Genomic DNA, 17439 nt, shown 5'->3' on the forward strand with positions numbered 1-17439 from the left:
GAAAACAAGAACAGGCCGGACATCCGGCGGGAGAGAACGACATGACCGACGCGCGATACGAACCTTGCTGTAACCACCCCGCGGTTCATGAGCGATCCGCGACCTTCAGTGTGGATCGCCGTCGCATGCTGCTGGGCAGCGCGACGCTGGGCGCGGGAATCCTGCTGCCGGCCGGTCGCTTGACCGCGGCGGTGGCCGCCGTCGATCTGGCACCGGCTGCGGTTCCGACGGCGTCGACCACCGGTGAGGATCTGCGTCTGCTCAAGCTGTTCGATACCGCCGCCCCGGCAGCGTCGACCGATACGGCGCGCGGCATGTGGAGCGGCTGGCCGCATCGCGACACGCAATGGATCGACCTTGGCTGGACCGCGCCGGTCACGACCACGCGCATCGAGGTCTATTGGGCGGTCGATGGCAGCGAGGTGGCGCTGCCGAAGCGCGCGCAATTGTCGCGCTGGGATGGCAGCCGCTTCGTTCCCGTCGCGCTGCGTCGCCCGCCGACGCTGGGCAAGGACGTGTACGATGTCTTCGAATTCGCACCGGTCAGCACGGAGCGGCTGCGGCTGGAAGTGGAGCCGGTTGCCGGCAAGTCCGTCGGTGTGCTGCGGTGGCGGGTGCTGAGCGCGGGCGCATTGCCGACCCTCGCGCCCGCCATCGCCGCGGGAGTCGACCGTAGCGTGATCGTCGGCGGGCGTACCTATCTCGCCGCCGATGCGCGCTGGGTGCGCCGCGGCAATGGCGACGCGCTGCGCTGGAGCAAGGTGAGTGGGCCGGGCGAGGTGAGCTTTGCCAACCCGGCCGCGGCGCAGACGGCGGCGCGCTTCTCGCAGGCGGGCGATTACGTGCTGAAGCTGGCGGGCAACGCCGGCGACCTGACGTCCGCTTCCACCCTGCATGTCCGCGCGGTGGCCCCACCGCCGGCCAAGCGGCTGGATGTGGTCTATACGACGCCGTGGTCGGTCGACAATCCGATGTGGAGCGCCCGTATCAAGTCGCTGATCGTCGGCTGGATTCCGCATTGCGTGAACTATTGCGAGCGGACCGATCTGGCGACGGGGCAAGGCGGGATCGACAATTTCTTGGAAGCGGCCAAGGCGTTGCGGGGTGAGCCGCACGCCGCGCACAAGGGCTTCGTCTTCTCCAACGCCTGGGTCCACCAGACGGTGGAATCGATGTGCCTTGCGCTGATGGTGGATGCGGCGGGCGATGCGGAGATGATCGCGGCGCAAACCGCGATGCGCGCCACGCTGGAGCGCTGGATCCCGATCATCCTCGCCGCGCAGGAACCGGACGGCTATCTGCACACCGCCTACACTCTGGCCGATCGCGCGAAATGGCCGGCGCGCTGGTCGCCCGAACATCGCGGCGACCATGAAGGTTATGTCGCCGGCTACTTCATCGAATCCGCCATCAATCACCACACGCTGACCGGCGGCAAGGATTTGCGCCTGTACAATGCGGCAAAGAAGCTCGCGGATTGCTGGGTGTCGCACATCGGGCCGGGCAAGCAGGCGTGGTTCGACGGCCACCAGGAAATGGAACAGGCGCTCGTCCGCTTCGGCCGGTTCGTCAACGACGTCGAAGGCGGCGGTCGAGGTGACGGCTATATCGGCCTCGCCCGCTTCCTCCTCGATTCGCGTGAGGGCGGCTCCGAATACGACCAGAGCCACGTACCGCCGATCCGCCAGTACGAAGCCGTCGGCCATGCCGTCCGCGCCGTGTATTTCTACTCCGGCATGGCGGACATCGCCGCGGAAACGGGCGACGTCGACTACCAGAGCGCTGTGGTTTCGCTGTGGGACAATATGGTCAATCGCAAATACTACGTCACTGGCGGTGTCGGTAGCGGCGATACCGCAGAGGGTTTCGGCGTGGACTATGCGCTGAAGCATGACGCCTATTGCGAGTCCTGCTCAAGCTGCGGGCTGATCTTCTTCCAGTACAAGATGAACCTGGCCTATCACGACGCCAAGTTCGCGGATCTGTACGAGGAGACGATGTACAACGCCCTGCTGGGATCGGTGGGCGATGACGGCAAGAGCTTCTGCTACACCAACCCGCTGGACGGCACCGAACGTGCGAAGTGGCATTCGTGCCCGTGCTGCGTTGGCAACATCCCGCGCACGCTGCTGATGGCGCCGACCTGGACCTACGCCAAGGCACCCGGCGCCTTGTTCGTGAATCTGTTTATCGGCAGCCGTATCCAGGTCGGCGATGTCGCGGGCACCCCGGTCGAAATGGTGCAGGAAACGGATTACCCGTGGAAGGGCGGGGTCGCGATCACGGTCAATCCGGCGGAAACGCGCGCCTTCGCGGTGCACGTGCGCGTGCCGGATCGCGCGACCAGCGCGCTTTATGCCGCCACCCCGGCGGTCAGCGGGCTGGAGCAGTTGACGGTCAACGGTCAGCCGGTCGCCGCCTCGATCGAGAATGGCTATGCGGTGATCCGTCGGACGTGGAAGGCTGGTGACCGAATTGCCTTCGCGGTGCCGATGAAGGTGCAGCGCATCCGTGCAAGCGACAAGGTAGCCGCCACCCGCGGGCAGCAGGCGTTCCGGTACGGGCCGCTCGTCTATGCGTTCGAGGCCGTCGATCAGGCGAACCTCGAACGCGTGACCACGGCGATGCCGAAGCCGATGTGGCAGCCCGACCTGCTCGGCGGCACGGTGGCGCTGGAAGGCACCTGGCAGGATGGCAGTCCGATGCGCGCGATCCCCTATTACCAGCGCGGCAATCGCAGCAGCGATCCGGTTCGCGAGTTCCCGATCGCCGACGGATCGGTCAGCTACGCGCCCGGCGGCGCGCAACTGGTCGCGACCGCCGTTGTCGCCGAAGCGCCGCCGCAAACGCTGCGCGTCTGGGTGACCGACGAACAACGGGGCTGAACGCCCCGGTCGGCCGCTGGCCGATTCCGCTATGATGGCGTCGCCCGGATCGGGCGGCGTCGTCGCGAGCGGAGCGATACGCGACATGGCCGGGCGCCGCCGCCATGCCCCGTATCGCTCCGGTCGTCATGATCTTCGTAGCAGCGTCGATTATGACCACAGATGCCGGCGCGCGCGGATGACGTCCGCCTGCCAGCGTTGCGCGCGTCCGGCGGTCCCGGCCGAGACCAACCGTCCGGGATCGTTTCTTGCAGTCTGCATGAACCGCGGGCCAAGGCGACTCTTATGACGCTCCGTTCGAAAGTAAGTCGCTCGGATCGTTCAGAATTGCTTTGCGGAAGTCGTTCTGCGCCCGGTAAAGTAAAAAAGTCTGCGTCGCTCATGGCCGGCAGGTTTCTCGAGGGTTTCGCCGCATAATAGATTTGTGCCCGGCAGAACGTTTGTGAACGCGCTGCCGGGCGGAGATTTCTTGAGTATGCGGAGTTGGTCGATCAGGAGAACTTCCGCTCGCCCGAATTAAGCGTCAACTGCGTCCCGTGTGGGAAGGCAATTCATTAATCCAATATTCACACTCGACAACAAAACTCTAAACGAGTTTATCGGAAGCAAAAGAGGTGACGCAGGTTCATTGCCGCTTAGAAGAAGAAGCGAGCAGATGCGGAAACCATCCGACCGTAGAGAGTGCGGGCCAATGCTATGTTGTTCGCGGGGATCGACGCTTCCAAGGTCTCAGTGATAGCCATCGTGTTGAGGACGTTGGTGGCGTTGACGCTCAGCTCCAGGCGCTCGATGGGGCGGACTTGCACGAACACGCCGACGGTGGTGTAAGCGGGTAAGCGCAGCTGGTTCAAGTCCTGCGCATAGCTCCCTGTCACACCTACGACATTGGCACCGATCGTGAAGGCGTCTGCGTCGTACTGCGGCGTCAACTGATAGATCAGGGCAGGCTGGTGGCGCGGCGTGTTACCGACCAGCGCGGGATCTTCCGCTGCCGTAATCTCGGCATCGACCATGGTGCCGCTCGCGGTTACTCTGAACGGGCCGCGGCGCAGACTGCCTTCAAGCTCAGCCCCGTATGCGCGCGAGCCGCGTGAAAGGACGGCGACGCGGCTGTTGCCATTCTCGTCGAGATTGACCTGGCCCGTGGTTTCACGCGTCTTCGCATGGAATGCCGTCACGTTCAGCGTCAGGCCGTCCCGGCGGAACTTCACACCGATTTCGGCCTGACGGACCGAGTCATTGCCGACGGATTTGTCGACGAGGCTGCCGTCCTGAGGACTGATTGCCGGCGATGCGAGCAGCGCGTCGCCTGCCGCGCGGCCGCCGCGGCTATATCGGCCGAAGATCGCGAGTGGATCAGACAGGCGGACGTTGATGCCGGTCGAATAAGACAGGTAGCCGTGATCGTAGTCGATCGGCCTCGGCGCTCCGGATGAGAACACCGCAGTCTGGCATTCCGCGCTGCCCGCCGACGTGACCCCATCGCGGTTGAAGTCGAAGCAACCGAACTGGCTGGGGGTGAGATCGCCGGAGACGCGGTTGAAGTCGTACCGCAGCGATCCACCGATCGCCACGCGACCATGCTGCAGGTTGAAAGAACCGTAAGGCGCAGTGACATCATAAGCCACGTCCACCGAACGGATCGAAGCCGTGCTGCCCGGTGCCGTGAAAAGAAGGTAGCCACCCTGCGTGACCGGTACGCGGCCACCATCCCTTGTGATATCGAGGATCGACGATCGCCCGTCTGGCTGCACGTCCTGAACGAAGGCGCTGAGGATAAAGCTTTGCTGGTAATCCTGCCGGGCTTTGTAGATGCCCAACGTAGTCGTCAGATCGCCGGCGCCTGTCTTCCAGACGCGGCTGGCGCGCAGATCGTTCGTCAGGTTGTCGACGTCCGGCGTGTTGGTGTTGTCGCCGAGGCTCAGCGCCAGCAGCCCCGATCCGCGCGCAGGGTTGAATGCCTGACCGCTCAACGGTCCGCCGGCATAGCTGAAGGTGGCGTCGGGAACGCCGATCGCAGTCCCCAGCTGGTCTGGCTTGCCGGCGAATACGGGAAACAGCGACGAGCCGACAATGCTCATTTGCGAATAGCGGAACCGCTCCGTAATCGTCCAGTCGGCCAAATGAAACTGCACCTCTCCGCCGCCGCTCTTCGCTTTGGCGTGGATGCCGTCGCGATAACGCTGGGTCTTGGCCTGGCCATCCGGCTGAAGGCCGACGTTGGTGGTGATGTAAGATGACAGCAATGTATTGTTCACCAGCGGAAAGCCGGCGACATTCGAAAACTTCGGGTCCTGGTTTGTGCCTGTCACGCTCACCGGATATTGCGCCAGCAGCGGCGAATGATCGTCGAGCAGCTTGCCGTACAGACGAATGTGCCCTCCGTCGAACTCGCGCGTGACATTGAATTTGATCTGGCCGCCACGGAATGTGGTGAAGCCGGTGCTCCGCGGGCCTTCGCCTGAACGGTAGAAGCCGCCGATGTGGAAGCGCCAGCGATCGCTCAGATGGCCGCCATAATCGAAATCGACACGCGCGCTGTCATAGCCGATCCCCGTCGAGGCCTGCATCGATCCGCCCTCGACCTCACCGGTTTTCGAGATCAGGTTGATGACCCCGCCTGGTCCGTTCGACGCGAAGGTCGATGCCGAGCCGCCACGGATCGACTCGACCTGACCCACGTTGAAGTCGGCGCGGATGAAATGGTCGGCCTGTGCTTCGAAGAGGTCGCCGAATTCCATGACCGGCAGGCCGTCTTCCTGGATCTGGACGAACTTCGCGCCGTCCGCCACAAGCGGCAAACCCCGAACGGTGTAGCCGTTGCCACCTTCCCCGGCAGCAGCTTCGACGCGGATGCCGGGGATGTTGCGGAAAAGGTCGGCCAGCGATCTTGGCGCCAGCTTGCTGATCTCGTTTTCCTTGGTGATGCTGGTCGATGTGGCGCTGTCCAGTCTGTCGCGGCCTTTGGCCACACCGGTGGTAACACTATCGCTATCGTTCACCGTCCGACTGGCCTGCCAAGCGGTGGGCTTGTCGACCTGCTGCGCAATGGCAGCCGATGGTAACGCAACGCCAGCGAGCAGTCCGGCGCGTCCGGCGTGTATAATCAGCGACTTGGGCACTATCTCACCTACATTCTATTGGTTGGTGACGCCTAGCGAACCAGTAGTTAATTATGTCACAATCATGGATTAGTCTGATAGCTTGGGTTTATCAGGCCGATCAGGGTGACAATTCGTCGAACGCCGCTGTCCCGCGACGGTTGACTGGCCGTTGGTCATCTCCGCTCGTCGTCGGGCGTCAGCGGAGCGAAGAGAAGCCGACGGGAGGCCCGATGGCATTCGCCCCGCGCTTGCGCGCAGCCAGCCATGGTGGCTCACCGTCGTCGGTAGGTAGCGTCTCGGCCGCCACGCCTTTGCCGCGCAGACTTCCGCGGGTAACATGCCCGTAACAACAACCGGTCATGGAGGCTGCAAGGATGGTCGGGTCTGGACGGGCTATAAGATAGATGTTCGGCACCGGGTTCTAACGTGAATATGAGGCCTCGCGCCTGTTGAACGATGTGCCGCGGCAGGCGCGAGGGAAGTCAGGCGGAGTGTCCTCGGCCCGAATATCTCGATGTGCGGCATGCGCGTGTCCGGCCGTGGCAAGGGCTGCCTGACCAATTTGCGCTGCCTATCAAACCTGTGGAGCGTCCTCATGATCTCGCGTCTCGCTCTTGCCCTGCTGCTCGCCGGAGTTTCGCAGCCCGTGCTGGCCCAACGGGCGATACCCGATCTCGCGCGGGCCGCGCGCGGCGATGTGCGCCAGCCCGGCGGCGCAAGACGGCTAGCCGGCGACATGCGCGCGACGTATCGTGCGCTTCAAGCGACGGGAGAGATACGCAACGTCATCCTGCTGATCGGCGATGGCATGGGCGACTCCGAAATCACCATAGCGCGCAACTATGCCGAAGGCGCCGGGGGGTATTTCAAAGGCATCGATGCGTTGCCCTTTACCGGTCAGTACACGCATTACTCGCTCGATCGCGTGACGGGCAAGCCGAACTACGTCACCGATAGCGCAGCGTCTGCCACCGCCTGGGCGTCCGGCGTGAAAAGCTACAACGGCGCGATTGGGGTCGATATATTCGCGAAGCCGCATCGCACGTTGATCGAGCGCGCGAAGGCCAACGGGCTCGCGACCGGCGACATCACCACCGCCGCGATGCAGGACGCGACGCCGGGCGCGCAGCTTGCGCATGTCGTGCAGCGGCAATGCTTCGCGCCTGCGGAAACGAGTAAAACCTGTCCGCAGAATGCGCGGGAGAATGGCGGAGCCGGGTCGATTACCGAGCAGTTGCTCGACGTCCGCGCCGACGTGGTGTTGGGCGGCGGCGCGGCGAGCTTCGCCGAACGCGCAACCGCCGGCACGTACAAGGGGCAGACGTTGTTGAAGCAGGCCGAAGCGCGCGGCTTCCATATCGTGCGCAACGCTGCGGATCTGGAGGCCGTGGCCGTCGCCGATGCCCGGCAGCCGCTGATCGGCCTGTTCGCCGACGGGAACATGCCCGTTCGCTGGATCGGGCCACGCGCGAGCCTGCACGGCAACATCGACAAACCGGCGATCACTTGTCAGCCGAACGGCGCGCGTGGCCCCGACGTGCCGACGCTGGCGGTGATGACGCGAAAGGCGATCGCATTGCTAAAGGGCCGATCGAAGGGCTTCTTCCTGCAGGTGGAAGGCGCGTCGATCGACAAGGAGGACCATGCCGCCAACCCTTGCGGTCAGATCGGTGAAACCGTGGACCTTGACGAGGCGGTTCAGGAGGCGCTCGCCTTCGCCAAGGCCGACCGACACACTCTCGTGATCGTTACTGCGGACCACGCCCATACTAGCCAGATCGTCGGCAACGGCACCCGTGCTCCCGGTCTCACGGCGGCGCTGAACACGCGCGAAGGCGGGATCATGACGATCAACTACGGCACGGCCGAGCAGGGGTCGCAAGGGCATACAGGTACGCAATTGCGGATCGCCGCGTTCGGTCCGGGTGCCGTCGCCGTCAGCGGTCTGCTCGATCAGACCGACCTCCACTACATCATCCGCGATGCCCTGAAGCTTAATGAAAAATGATGGGGATCGCTTGAGGGGGAGGGCGGTCTGGTCTTGCCGGCAAGGGCGAAGTGACCACGTCCGCGGCCAAGCTGCGCCCGTCGCTCCGCGAAGAAGCGCTTCATGCCTCTCAGACCCACGCGGGATCTTCCATACAGCGTTGGCGTATGCCGGGAAACGGGATCGGGCAGGGCAACTTCGCGCAGGTTCCGTCAGAGCTCGCCTTCCTCGTTCGCTTCGCCAGGCGTGTGCTGCATCACCTTCGCGTACCAGCTTGCGTAGCAGGTGTTCCGCGCCATCCGGCGGTTCAGATCCGGCACGTCGTCGGTCCACCATACCGGGCCACGCTCGCCCAGGCCGACCTTGGCTGCGTTCACCCGCGCGCGCGCCTGCCGAAGGGGCGTTTGCTCGCCACTCCGCAGCGCCATCTGCACCGCACGTCGCGCCGCCATCAGATCGTCAACCAGCATTTGCCGCGCCTGCGGTGTCAGCGACGGGTTGCTCTTGCGCCATAATCTCCCGCGCACGACGATGTAGCGCCCATCAGGCGTCGTCAGCGGCTCGGTTACTTGCGCCGCCACCGAAGCGCACCCAGGGTGACCAGCGCGACGGCGGCGGCAGCGCTCAAGGCCGCAGCCTTGCGTCGCCGCTCGGGGTTGCGTCGGCCGCCCTCAATGCTGCTTGAAGTGGCTGGCGGATCGAACAGCGCGCCGCTGCCGTCGTAGCCGGGCTCGGCTCTGTCGCTCCAGCTGTCCATGAATCCGTTCATCATGGCGGCGGAAAGGTTGGGCGCGAGGAATTGGGTGAGCTTCAGCGCGATGGCGGGAGCGCCGACTGCGGTGGTGTTGCGGGGATGATCCGCCAGCCGGACGACTGCCTTCGCCACCGTTTCCGGAGCAAGCGAGCCGGGGGGCAACGACAGCTTCGCGCCCGTGTAGTTGGCGGCATGGTCGATGCCGGGCGTATCAACGAAGGTTGGGTAAACGTCGCAGACGTGAATGCGCGGATGCTTCGACAGCTCGCCGCGCAGCGCCTCGCTGAAGCCGCGCAGCCCGAACTTGCTGGCGGCATAGGCCGCCGCATAGGGCGTCGCGACGAAACCACCGACCGAGATCATGTTGATGAAGGTACCGTGGTTCTGCGCGAGGAAGATCGGCAGAACCGCGTGCGCATCGTTCATGTGGCCCAGCAGGTTGGCGGCGACGACCTGCGCATGGTCGGCGATCGGCACGTCCTCGTACCGGCCGACGACCCCGACCCCGACGTTGCTGAACCAGACGTCGATCCCGCCAAGAAGAGCGCGCGCCTCCGCCGCTAGTTGCGCCACCGCGGCGGCGTCGGTCACGTCGATGGTCCGCACATGTACTTCGCCTCCGACCGCACGGCATCGCCCGGCGATGTCGTCGAGTGACGCCCGCCCGCGTGCGGCGAGCACGAGGTGAGCGCCGTCCTTCGCGAACCTGACGGCAGTGGCGGCGCCGATGCCGCTCGACGCTCCGGTGATGACGACGCGCTTCGCTGTCCTGTTACTCGCCACGTTTGCTGCCTCGATGGGGACGATGGAAGCATGACGAACGCAGCGCGGTGTCGTTCCGATCTGCGAAACGGTCGCCGCTGACATGGCGGTGCTCGACAATGCGGCGTCGCACGCTGGCAGTCGGAAGGATCGGATCGTCGCTGCGGCAACGACGCCGTCGTGGTTTGACGCCCGGCACGCACACGGAAGAGGGGTGCGCACGGACGCGGGATCCAGGACCGATTCGGCAGACCGTCGCATCGCCGTAGGCCGGTCGCACCGATCGGTCGCCGACCTCGGCCGATGGCGGATCTGCATTCGGCCGAGGAAGGGTATCCCGGCTCAGGAAATCGGAACGCCGCCGGTGACCGCGACGACGTTGCCGGACATGTAGCTGCCCTCCGCCGACGCGAGCAGCACATAGGCCGGGGCAAGCTCGCCTGGCTGTCCGGCGCGCCCGAGCGGCGTATTATGACCGAGTGTCTCCAGTTCGTGCGGCGACTTGGCGATCGGCTGGATCGGGGTCCAGATCGGGCCGGGCGCCACCGCGTTCACGCGAAGGCCATCGCTCGCCAGAAGGTTGGACAATCCTACCGTCAGGCTGGATATCGCTCCCTTGGTGGCCGCATAGACGATCATGTTCCTGCCCGCGACCTTGGCCTGCTCGCTGGTCGTGTTGATGATCGCCGATCCGGGCTGCATGTGGGGCGCGGCGGCCTTGGCAAGACGGATCATGGCGAAGACGTTCGCGGCGAACGCTTCCTGCATTTCGTCGTCGTCGATGGTGTCCAGCCCCTCGTTCATAGTCTGGGCGGCGGCATTGTTGACAAGGATGTCGAGGCGGCCAAGTTCGGTGATCGTACGCGCGACGAGGGCTGCACAATGTTCCCGATCGCGGAGGTCGCCCGGCAGCAAGAGGCAGCTTTGTCCTGCCTTTTCGACCCAGGTCCGTGTCTCTTCGGCGTCGGCCTGCTCGTCGGGGAGATAGGAGATGGCGACACTTGCGCCTTCACGGGCGTAGGCGATCGCCACTGCCCGGCCGATACCGGAGTCGCCGCCGGTTATAAGCGCCACCTTGCGCTTGAGCAGGCCCTTGCCGACGTAGCTTTCCTCGCCATGGTCGGGCTTGGTTCGCATCGCGGTCGTCAGGCCGGGGCGGGGCTGCTGCGGCTCATCGGGAAAGCTTGTCGGGTGACTGGTGCGCGGATCGTCGGCCATATCGTTTCCTCCTCGTGGGGTCGGACGCAAACGGCCGATACGCGATAACGTGCGTGCTCGTCGCAATCACGAGCGAGCCGCAGGTGCCTGCCCAACGGCCATAGCGGATCTTTTTCCCGGCTATAGTAATGCTTTGTCGCAATCCCGAGTACGTCGATGGGAATAAGCATCGAACATCGGGGGCTAGGAATGAACGTGAATGCCGGGTGGTTTTTCGGGGCCAATGCGATCGCTGTGCTGGTGGGCTGTCTGCCGTCGCCTGTACACGCGGCTGGTCGAGGCGCGGGGCCGAACGGAGCGCTGGAATCAGCGGAGCAGGCGGCGGTTCCCGACACGGATCAGGGCGGTGGTGATATCGTCGTTACCGGCATCCGCAGCGGGATAGAGCGGGCGGTGAAGCTGAAACGCGAGGCCGACAGCATCGTGGATGTCATCAGCGCCGAGGATATCGGGCGCTTCCCCGACGTCAATGTCGCCGAATCCGTGCAGCGTATCTCAGGCGTCCAGATCAACCGCACGCGCGGCGAGGGACGCAGCGTCAACATTCGCGGCCTGCCCGACACGTTCACGCTGGTGACCTTGAACGGTCGAAGCGTTCCGAACGCCATCAACGATCTGTTCACGACCTTTTCACGATCGTTCGACTTCTCGGCGTTGCCATCGGAGTTCGTCCGTACGCTGGAGGTCTACAAGTCCCCGACCGCGGATCTGGACGATGGCGGGCTGGCCGGAACGGTCAACATCCGCACGCCGCGCGCGCTGGATATCGGCCGGCGCGTGCTGGCAGTCTCTGCGCAGGGCGAGCATGAAAGCAATTCAGGCAAGACGTCGCCCCGCATCTCCGGGTTGTTCGCCGACAGCTTCCTCGACGATCGGCTCGGGCTAGCGCTAGGCGGGTCCTACACGCAGCGTCGACCGCAGACGCACCAGATCGAAACCGGCTGGAACACGGTTACCGAGGCCCAGGGCGTGCCGCTGGGCGGCGGCAGCGACGACCTGAACGGCGACGGTGTCATAACGCCTGGCCGACTCGTCCGCATACCAGGGCTCATCATCCACGACATGTTCACCGAGGATAATCGCCGCGTCAGTGGTCTGGCATCGGTTCAGTTCCGTCCCAGCGACGCAGTCGAACTCTATGTCGACGGCTTTTACACCAAGGTCGATGTAGGCGCAGTCCGTCAGGAAAATTACCAGAATTTCGCCAACGCCTCCGGTGTGCTGGCCTCCACCACCGAAATGCTCAACGGGGTCGAAACCGCGACGGACTTCACCGTCGCCAATCTCGATCTGCGCAACGGGGGCCGGTATCAGGATCGCAACGGCTACATCCGCTCGTTGGTGGGTGGCGGCAAATTCAAGGCGGACGACTGGACGATCGTGGTGGAGGGAGCGGCGCAACGCTCCCGTCAGCGGCGCGACACGCTGAACATCGCCGACAGTATCAACGGCACCGCGCGCATCGTCGCGAGACCCGGCGATGCGGTCCCCGGCATCACCTATCTGGACGGCTTCGACACACGCAAGCTCGATCCCGCAAACTTCCGGCTGCTGAGCCTGAACGGCGAACTCAACCGTATCACCAACGATCGCATGTGGGATGCCAAGGTGGATATCCGTCGCGACTTTGGCGATCGCGGTCTCACCATCATCCGGGTCGGCGGCAAATACGTCGATCGCTCGTTGTACCAGGACAACAAGACGCTCACGATCTCGGCCGCCGGCGTGTCGCAACTATTTGGCGGCCTTCCGGCGGGGCCAGTCGCGGGATCGTTCAGCGCCGCGCCCTTCATGATCCCGATCGCGCCGGGAGCCGGCTCCTTCCTCGGCAGCTATGCCGGGGATGCCGCCTTTCCGACCCGGTGGCTCGGGTCCGATGCGCGGTCGTTCGTCGCAGGCTTCGATGATGCGCAACTGATCGCGGCGGGCACCTACACCAACGACGCTACCGGCATCCTGAAGGTTGATGAGAAGACGCTGGCCCTCTACGCTCGCGGCGACATCGCATTCGGCAAGCTGACCGGCAACATCGGCTTTCGCGCCGTGCGCACCGACCAGAATACCGTTGGCGTGAGCCCGGACCTGAACGGTATCACCGTAGAGGTGGAGACGGGCATGATCACCCGCGTGCCGGCGTCCGCGCCACTGGCGGTCAAACGGAGCTATTGGGACTATCTGCCCAGCGTCAATCTCAAGTACGAAGCGACCGAGGCGCTGCAATTCCGCCTGGCGGCATCGCGGACGATCACGCGCCCCAATCTCGGCGACATATCGCCGACGACGACGGCGAACGGCAACGCGCTGACGGTGACCCGCAACAATCCTTATCTGGATCCCTTCCGAGCGAACAATATCGACGCGACGGTTGAATATTACTTCGATCGCGACGCGCTTGTCGGGGCATCGTTGTTCTACAAGAATCTCGAAAGCCTGATCCGCCGGGAAACCAGCATTCAGTCCCTGCCAGTGTCCTATATTCGCACCACCGGCACCAACACGATCCAGACAGACTTCACGGTCAGCCAGCTGGTCAACGGTTCGGGCGTCAACCTGAAAGGGGTCGAGCTATACTTTCAGCAGGCGTTCACCTGGTTACCGGCACCGCTCGACGGGTTTGGCACGATACTGAACTATACGTATATCGACAATAGCGATCCGAACCAGCTCACCGCCGCGTCCAAGCACAATTACAACGTCATTGGCTATTACGAAAAAGGGCTGGTCGGCGCGCGATTGTCGTATTCCTGGCGTAGCGACTATCTCTCCGCGGCCGCCGTGTCGCCGGCGATGGGGCGTCGGAACCGGGCGTTCGGCACGCTGGACGGCAGCGTCAGCCTGAAGGTAACCTCGCAGGTTTCGGTCGTGATCGAAGGGGTTAACCTGCTCGATCGTGATGAAATCGTCGGATATACAACCGGGTTACCCGCCAATTACCTCGATGCCGGACGCCGCGTTTTCGGTGGGGTCCGCCTCAGTTTCTAGACCGACATCACAGGGCGGTGCCGCCAGTGGCGGACGACAGCCGGAACAAGGAGGATTCATGTCTGATACCGTCGATCGCCGTGGCATACTTCTGGCCGGAAGCGGCGGCGCGTTCGGCCTGTATTCCTGGGCCGCCGCGCAGGCCGCCCCGGCGACGCCGAAGGCGAGGCAGAACCTGCGGCTGGCGCGGCGGCCCGCCGTCAAGCCGAAGAACATCCTCGTCGTGCTGACCGACGATCACCGCTACGACGCAATGGGGTTCATGAAGGCGCAGGATTTTGGCGACACGCCGACATTGGATCGGCTCGCGCGGGAGGGGACGCATTTCTGCAACGCGTTCGTGACCACGGCCCTGTGTTCGCCCAGCCGTGCATCGATCTTTACGGGCCTCTATGCCCATCAGCACAAGGTCGTCGACAACAACCATCCGATACCGCCCGGACTGATCTTCTATCCGCAATATCTGCAGCAGGCAGGTTACGACACCGCCTTCATCGGCAAATGGCACATGGGGGACGAAGGCGACGGGCCGCAGCCCGGGTTCGACCATTGGGTCAGCTTCAAGGGGCAGGGCACGTATCTGCCGAGCCAGGACGGCCTGAACGTCGACGGCCGCCACGTCCCGCAGAAGGGCTACATCACGGACGAGCTGACCGATTATGCGCTCGACTGGATCGGTCAGCGCGATGGCAGGCGGCCTTGGATGATGCACCTGGCGCACAAGGCGGTGCATTCGGAGTTCATCCCGGCGGATCGTCACAAGGGGCGCTACGACAAGGAGACATTTCGCTATCCGGCCAACATGAAGCCGGGAGTGCCGGGCCGGCCGATGTGGGTGGAGAACCAGCGCAACAGCTGGCACGGCGTCGATTACGCCTACCACGGCAGCCTCGACATCGCCGATTACTACAAGCGCTACATGGAAACGCTTCTCGCCGTGGACGAGGGGCTGGCGCGGATCATGGATCTGCTGGAGAAGCGCGGCGAACTCGACGACACGCTCATCCTGTATCTCGGTGACAATGGCTTTATGTTCGGCGAACATGGCCTGATCGACAAGCGTGCCGCGTACGAGGAATCGATGCGCATCCCGATGATCGCGCGCTGTCCCTCGCTGTTCCCTGCCGGCGGTGTTGTCGAGGCGGTTGTCGCCAACATCGACATCGCACCGACGATGCTGGCGGCCGCCGGACTGGAGGCACCTGACTACATGGCCGGAGCCGACATGCTGCCTTTGGCCCACAATGCCAAGGCACCCTGGCGCGACGAGCTGGTCTACGAATATTATTGGGAGCGCAACTTCCCCCAGACGCCGACCGTCCACGCCCTTCGCGAGGACCGCTACAAGTACATTCACTTTCACGGCATCTGGGATCTGGACGAGCTTTACGACATCGCCGCCGACCCGCACGAGAACGACAATCTGCTGGCAAGACCCGGTCACGAGGAGCTTGCCGGGCGACTGAGCGCCAAGCTTTTCAAGCTGCTGGAGGAAACCAACGGGATGCAGATACCCCTGACCGCGGACGGTGGCTTCCAGGGCAAGCTTCGTAGTCCGGGCGGGGCAAGGCAAGCCGCATTCCCGCCATCGTTTTTCCAACCGCCGAAACGACCCTAGCGCCGACGGTTGCAGGCGACACCGTCAAAGCCGTTTCGTCGAACGCGCTCATAACCGGGCGCGTAAGGCTCCGTTGACGTCGTCTAGAAGGGCAGGATCACGTCGAGCAGCTGTTGGCCCAGACGGGGCTGCTGCATGTCGGTCAATTGCCCGCGTCCGCCATAACCGATGCGGGCTTCGGCGATCTGGTTGCTGCGGATGCTGTTGTCGCGGGCGATGTCCTGCGGACGTACGATACCGCGGACGACCACCTCGCGTAGCTCGAAATTGACGCGGACCTCCTGATGTCCCTCGATGAAGAGGTTGCCGTTTGGCAGGACGTTGACGACAACTGCGGCGATTGCGGTGTTGATCTGCTCGCTGCGCGACGTGTTGCCCGCCCCGCCCGAGGCGGAATTGCTGTCGGTGGCGATCAGGCCGGCCGGGTTCGGATTGCCGGGTAACACCTTGCCGATCTTGGATTCCAGGCCGAGCAAGCCCGGCAGGCCGAGGTTTTCCTTGCCGCGCCGCGACCGTGTCGAACTGTTGTCCAGCACCGCATTGTCGGCGATGTTTATCCGGACGGTCAGGATGTCGCCGACGCTGGAGGCCCGCTGATCGTGAAAGAAGGCGCCCGCGCCGGTGCGGAAGAGCGAAGCGCCGCCCGGTGTCTGCTGTGCCGCAACCCCGCCGGTGTAACGCCCTGCGATCGCCTGCCCGCCCAGCGAAGGTTGCGTATCAGGCGATGGGCGGGACACGGCGTCGCTTATCCGGGGAGCCTTCCCGATCGCCGACAGGCGACCGGCGGTTCCGCAGCCGGAGAGCGCGAGTGCCGACAGTGCGAGGGCGAGGGCGAGGGCGGGGGACTGCGACCTGTGCGACATGCGGCTATTCCTGTTCGTTGATGATGCGGACGCGCCGGGGACCATCGACGACGGCGTCGACGGTGCGCCGCGTCGCGAGCGCGAGCACCCGGATCGGCTGGCCGTGCGCGGCGCCCGACGTCGCCTGCCCGGGCGTGGTGATCGACAGTCCGCCGGCCCGATAGGTGATGGAAACCGCATCCCCGCGGCGGATCAACTGTGGCGAGCGAATATCGCTGGTGCGCACCACGCGCCCGGTCGGCAGGTGATGCGTGGCCTGCTGACCGGCGGCGTCCGCCGGCAGCACCGAGCCGGCGACCGATGGTGGATCGGTTGCCTCGCGCAGACGAAAATCGCCGACGCTCAGCGTCGTTCCGGCGGCGACCGGATGGGCCAGCACGAAAACGGCCGGCGTTGCGGCGACAGGGCGCGCGGCGTTGCCTGCGGGTATGACACCCGCAAGCAGTGCCGCGGCGGCATTGGCGGCCAGCATCATGACGATCACCGAAGCTGCGACGTGGTGGCGAGCATCTCGTCGGCGGTCTTCACCGTCCGGCTGTTCATCTCATAGGCACGCTGCGCGCTGATCAATGCGGTGATTTCCTGCACCGGATTGACGTTCGATGCCTCGAGGGATCGTTGCTGAAGCATGCCATAGCCGGGCTGGCCGGGGTTCGCGATATTGGGCTGGCCCGATGCGTCGGTCTCCATGAACAGGTTCGAGCCGATAGCCTCAAGACCACCCTCGTTGACGAACAAGGCGAGATCGAGTTGGCCGACATCCTGCATTTCGGTCTGGCCGGCCATTTTCACCTGGACCATCCCGGTCTTCGACACCTGCACGTCGGTCACGTCACGCGGGATCGTGATCTCCGGCTGGACCGGGTAGCCGTCGGTCGTCACCAACATGCCCTCGGGCGAGAGCCGGAACGACCCGGCGCGGGTGTAGGCGAGATCGCCGCCGGGCAGCGCGATGCGGAAGAAGCCCTTACCATCGATCGCCATGTCATAATCGTTGCCCGTGGTGCTGATCGGTCCCTGTTCGCCGATGCGCGAGATATCCGCCGTTCGCACGCCCGAGCCGATCTGGATACCGGAGGGTACGCGGGTGCCGTCGGCGCTGGTCGTCGCGCCGGGACGTGAGTCCTTCTGGTAGAGCAGGTCCTGGAACTCGGCACGCTGACGCTTGAACGCGGTGGTGTTCATGTTCGCGATGTTGTTGGCGATGACGTCGACGTTGGTCTGCTGAGCCAACATGCCGGTCGCGGCGATGGAGAGTGAGCGCAT

General features: G+C 64.3%; 11 protein-coding genes. 4 read left to right on the forward strand and 7 right to left on the reverse strand.

Features of this window, described 5'->3' with window-relative positions; all coding sequences use genetic code 11:
• The first annotated feature begins 125 nt into the window (after positions 1–125).
• Complete coding sequence (locus ASE95_RS14965) at positions 126–2885, forward strand: glycoside hydrolase family 127 protein (RefSeq protein WP_200918854.1); 2760 nt, start codon at positions 126–128, stop codon at positions 2883–2885.
• A 635-nt stretch (positions 2886–3520) separates the two neighbouring features.
• On the opposite strand, the gene ASE95_RS14970 is transcribed toward ASE95_RS14965, so the two are convergent.
• Entirely contained in the window at positions 3521–6007 is a 2487-nt protein-coding gene (locus ASE95_RS14970) for a TonB-dependent receptor domain-containing protein (RefSeq protein ID WP_235528345.1), read from the reverse strand.
• A gap of 577 nt (positions 6008–6584) precedes the next feature.
• Here ASE95_RS14970 and phoA point away from each other — a divergent pair.
• Positions 6585–7997, forward strand: coding sequence for an alkaline phosphatase (gene phoA, locus ASE95_RS14975; protein WP_056638004.1), 1413 nt, complete (start codon positions 6585–6587; stop codon positions 7995–7997).
• 191 nt (positions 7998–8188) lie between these two features.
• Here the strand turns inward: phoA and ASE95_RS14980 are convergent, their stop codons facing one another.
• The 3 genes from ASE95_RS14980 to ASE95_RS14990 all read right to left on the reverse strand — a co-directional run bounded on the left by ASE95_RS14980 (position 8189) and on the right by ASE95_RS14990 (position 10710).
• The gene (locus ASE95_RS14980) at positions 8189–8557 is read right to left on the reverse strand and encodes a hypothetical protein (RefSeq protein WP_056638007.1); all 369 of its coding nucleotides are present in this window, start codon (positions 8555–8557) and stop codon (positions 8189–8191) included.
• Complete coding sequence (locus ASE95_RS14985; RefSeq protein ID WP_056638702.1) at positions 8542–9513, reverse strand: SDR family oxidoreductase; 972 nt, start codon at positions 9511–9513, stop codon at positions 8542–8544. The genes ASE95_RS14980 and ASE95_RS14985 overlap by 16 nt, the downstream gene beginning before the upstream one ends.
• Positions 9514–9834: 321 nt before the next feature.
• A complete protein-coding gene (locus ASE95_RS14990; RefSeq protein ID WP_056638010.1) occupies positions 9835–10710 on the reverse strand; it encodes an SDR family oxidoreductase in 876 nt (291 codons plus the stop codon).
• 195 nt (positions 10711–10905) lie between these two features.
• Here ASE95_RS14990 and ASE95_RS14995 point away from each other — a divergent pair, with 195 nt between their 5' ends.
• The gene (locus ASE95_RS14995; RefSeq protein WP_162234701.1) at positions 10906–13692 is read left to right on the forward strand and encodes a TonB-dependent receptor; all 2787 of its coding nucleotides are present in this window, start codon (positions 10906–10908) and stop codon (positions 13690–13692) included.
• 58 nt (positions 13693–13750) lie between these two features.
• Positions 13751–15310, forward strand: a complete 1560-nt coding sequence (locus ASE95_RS15000) for a sulfatase family protein (protein WP_056638016.1) — start codon at positions 13751–13753, stop codon at positions 15308–15310.
• A gap of 83 nt (positions 15311–15393) precedes the next feature.
• On the opposite strand, the gene flgH is transcribed toward ASE95_RS15000, so the two are convergent.
• Genes flgH through flgG form a run of 3 tightly spaced genes read right to left on the reverse strand, consistent with a single transcriptional unit; the run spans position 15394 to position 17439 of the window.
• Positions 15394–16173, reverse strand: coding sequence for a flagellar basal body L-ring protein FlgH (flgH, locus tag ASE95_RS15005; protein ID WP_056638019.1), 780 nt, complete (start codon positions 16171–16173; stop codon positions 15394–15396).
• A 4-nt stretch (positions 16174–16177) separates the two neighbouring features.
• The gene (flgA, locus tag ASE95_RS15010; protein ID WP_056638022.1) at positions 16178–16648 is read right to left on the reverse strand and encodes a flagellar basal body P-ring formation chaperone FlgA; all 471 of its coding nucleotides are present in this window, start codon (positions 16646–16648) and stop codon (positions 16178–16180) included.
• A gap of 5 nt (positions 16649–16653) precedes the next feature.
• Positions 16654–17439, reverse strand: coding sequence for a flagellar basal-body rod protein FlgG (gene flgG / locus ASE95_RS15015; RefSeq protein ID WP_056638026.1), 786 nt, complete (start codon positions 17437–17439; stop codon positions 16654–16656).

The organism is Sphingomonas sp. Leaf231 (assembly GCF_001421995.1).
In the GTDB taxonomy this organism is placed as follows: Bacteria; Pseudomonadota; Alphaproteobacteria; order Sphingomonadales; family Sphingomonadaceae; genus Sphingomonas.

What these genes read in the sequence shown, in the direction of transcription:
- flgG (WP_056638026.1), bottom strand. Translation starts at nt 17,439, where the DNA reads ATGCGCTCACTCTCCATCGCCGCGACCGGCATGTTGGCTCAGCAGACC.
- ASE95_RS14965 (WP_200918854.1), top strand. Translation starts at nt 126, where the DNA reads ATGCTGCTGGGCAGCGCGACGCTGGGCGCGGGAATCCTGCTGCCGGCC.
- ASE95_RS15000 (WP_056638016.1), top strand. Translation starts at nt 13,751, where the DNA reads ATGTCTGATACCGTCGATCGCCGTGGCATACTTCTGGCCGGAAGCGGC.
- ASE95_RS14990 (WP_056638010.1), bottom strand. Translation starts at nt 10,710, where the DNA reads ATGGCCGACGATCCGCGCACCAGTCACCCGACAAGCTTTCCCGATGAG.
- flgA (WP_056638022.1), bottom strand. Translation starts at nt 16,648, where the DNA reads ATGATGCTGGCCGCCAATGCCGCCGCGGCACTGCTTGCGGGTGTCATA.
- phoA (WP_056638004.1), top strand. Translation starts at nt 6,585, where the DNA reads ATGATCTCGCGTCTCGCTCTTGCCCTGCTGCTCGCCGGAGTTTCGCAG.
- flgH (WP_056638019.1), bottom strand. Translation starts at nt 16,173, where the DNA reads ATGTCGCACAGGTCGCAGTCCCCCGCCCTCGCCCTCGCCCTCGCACTG.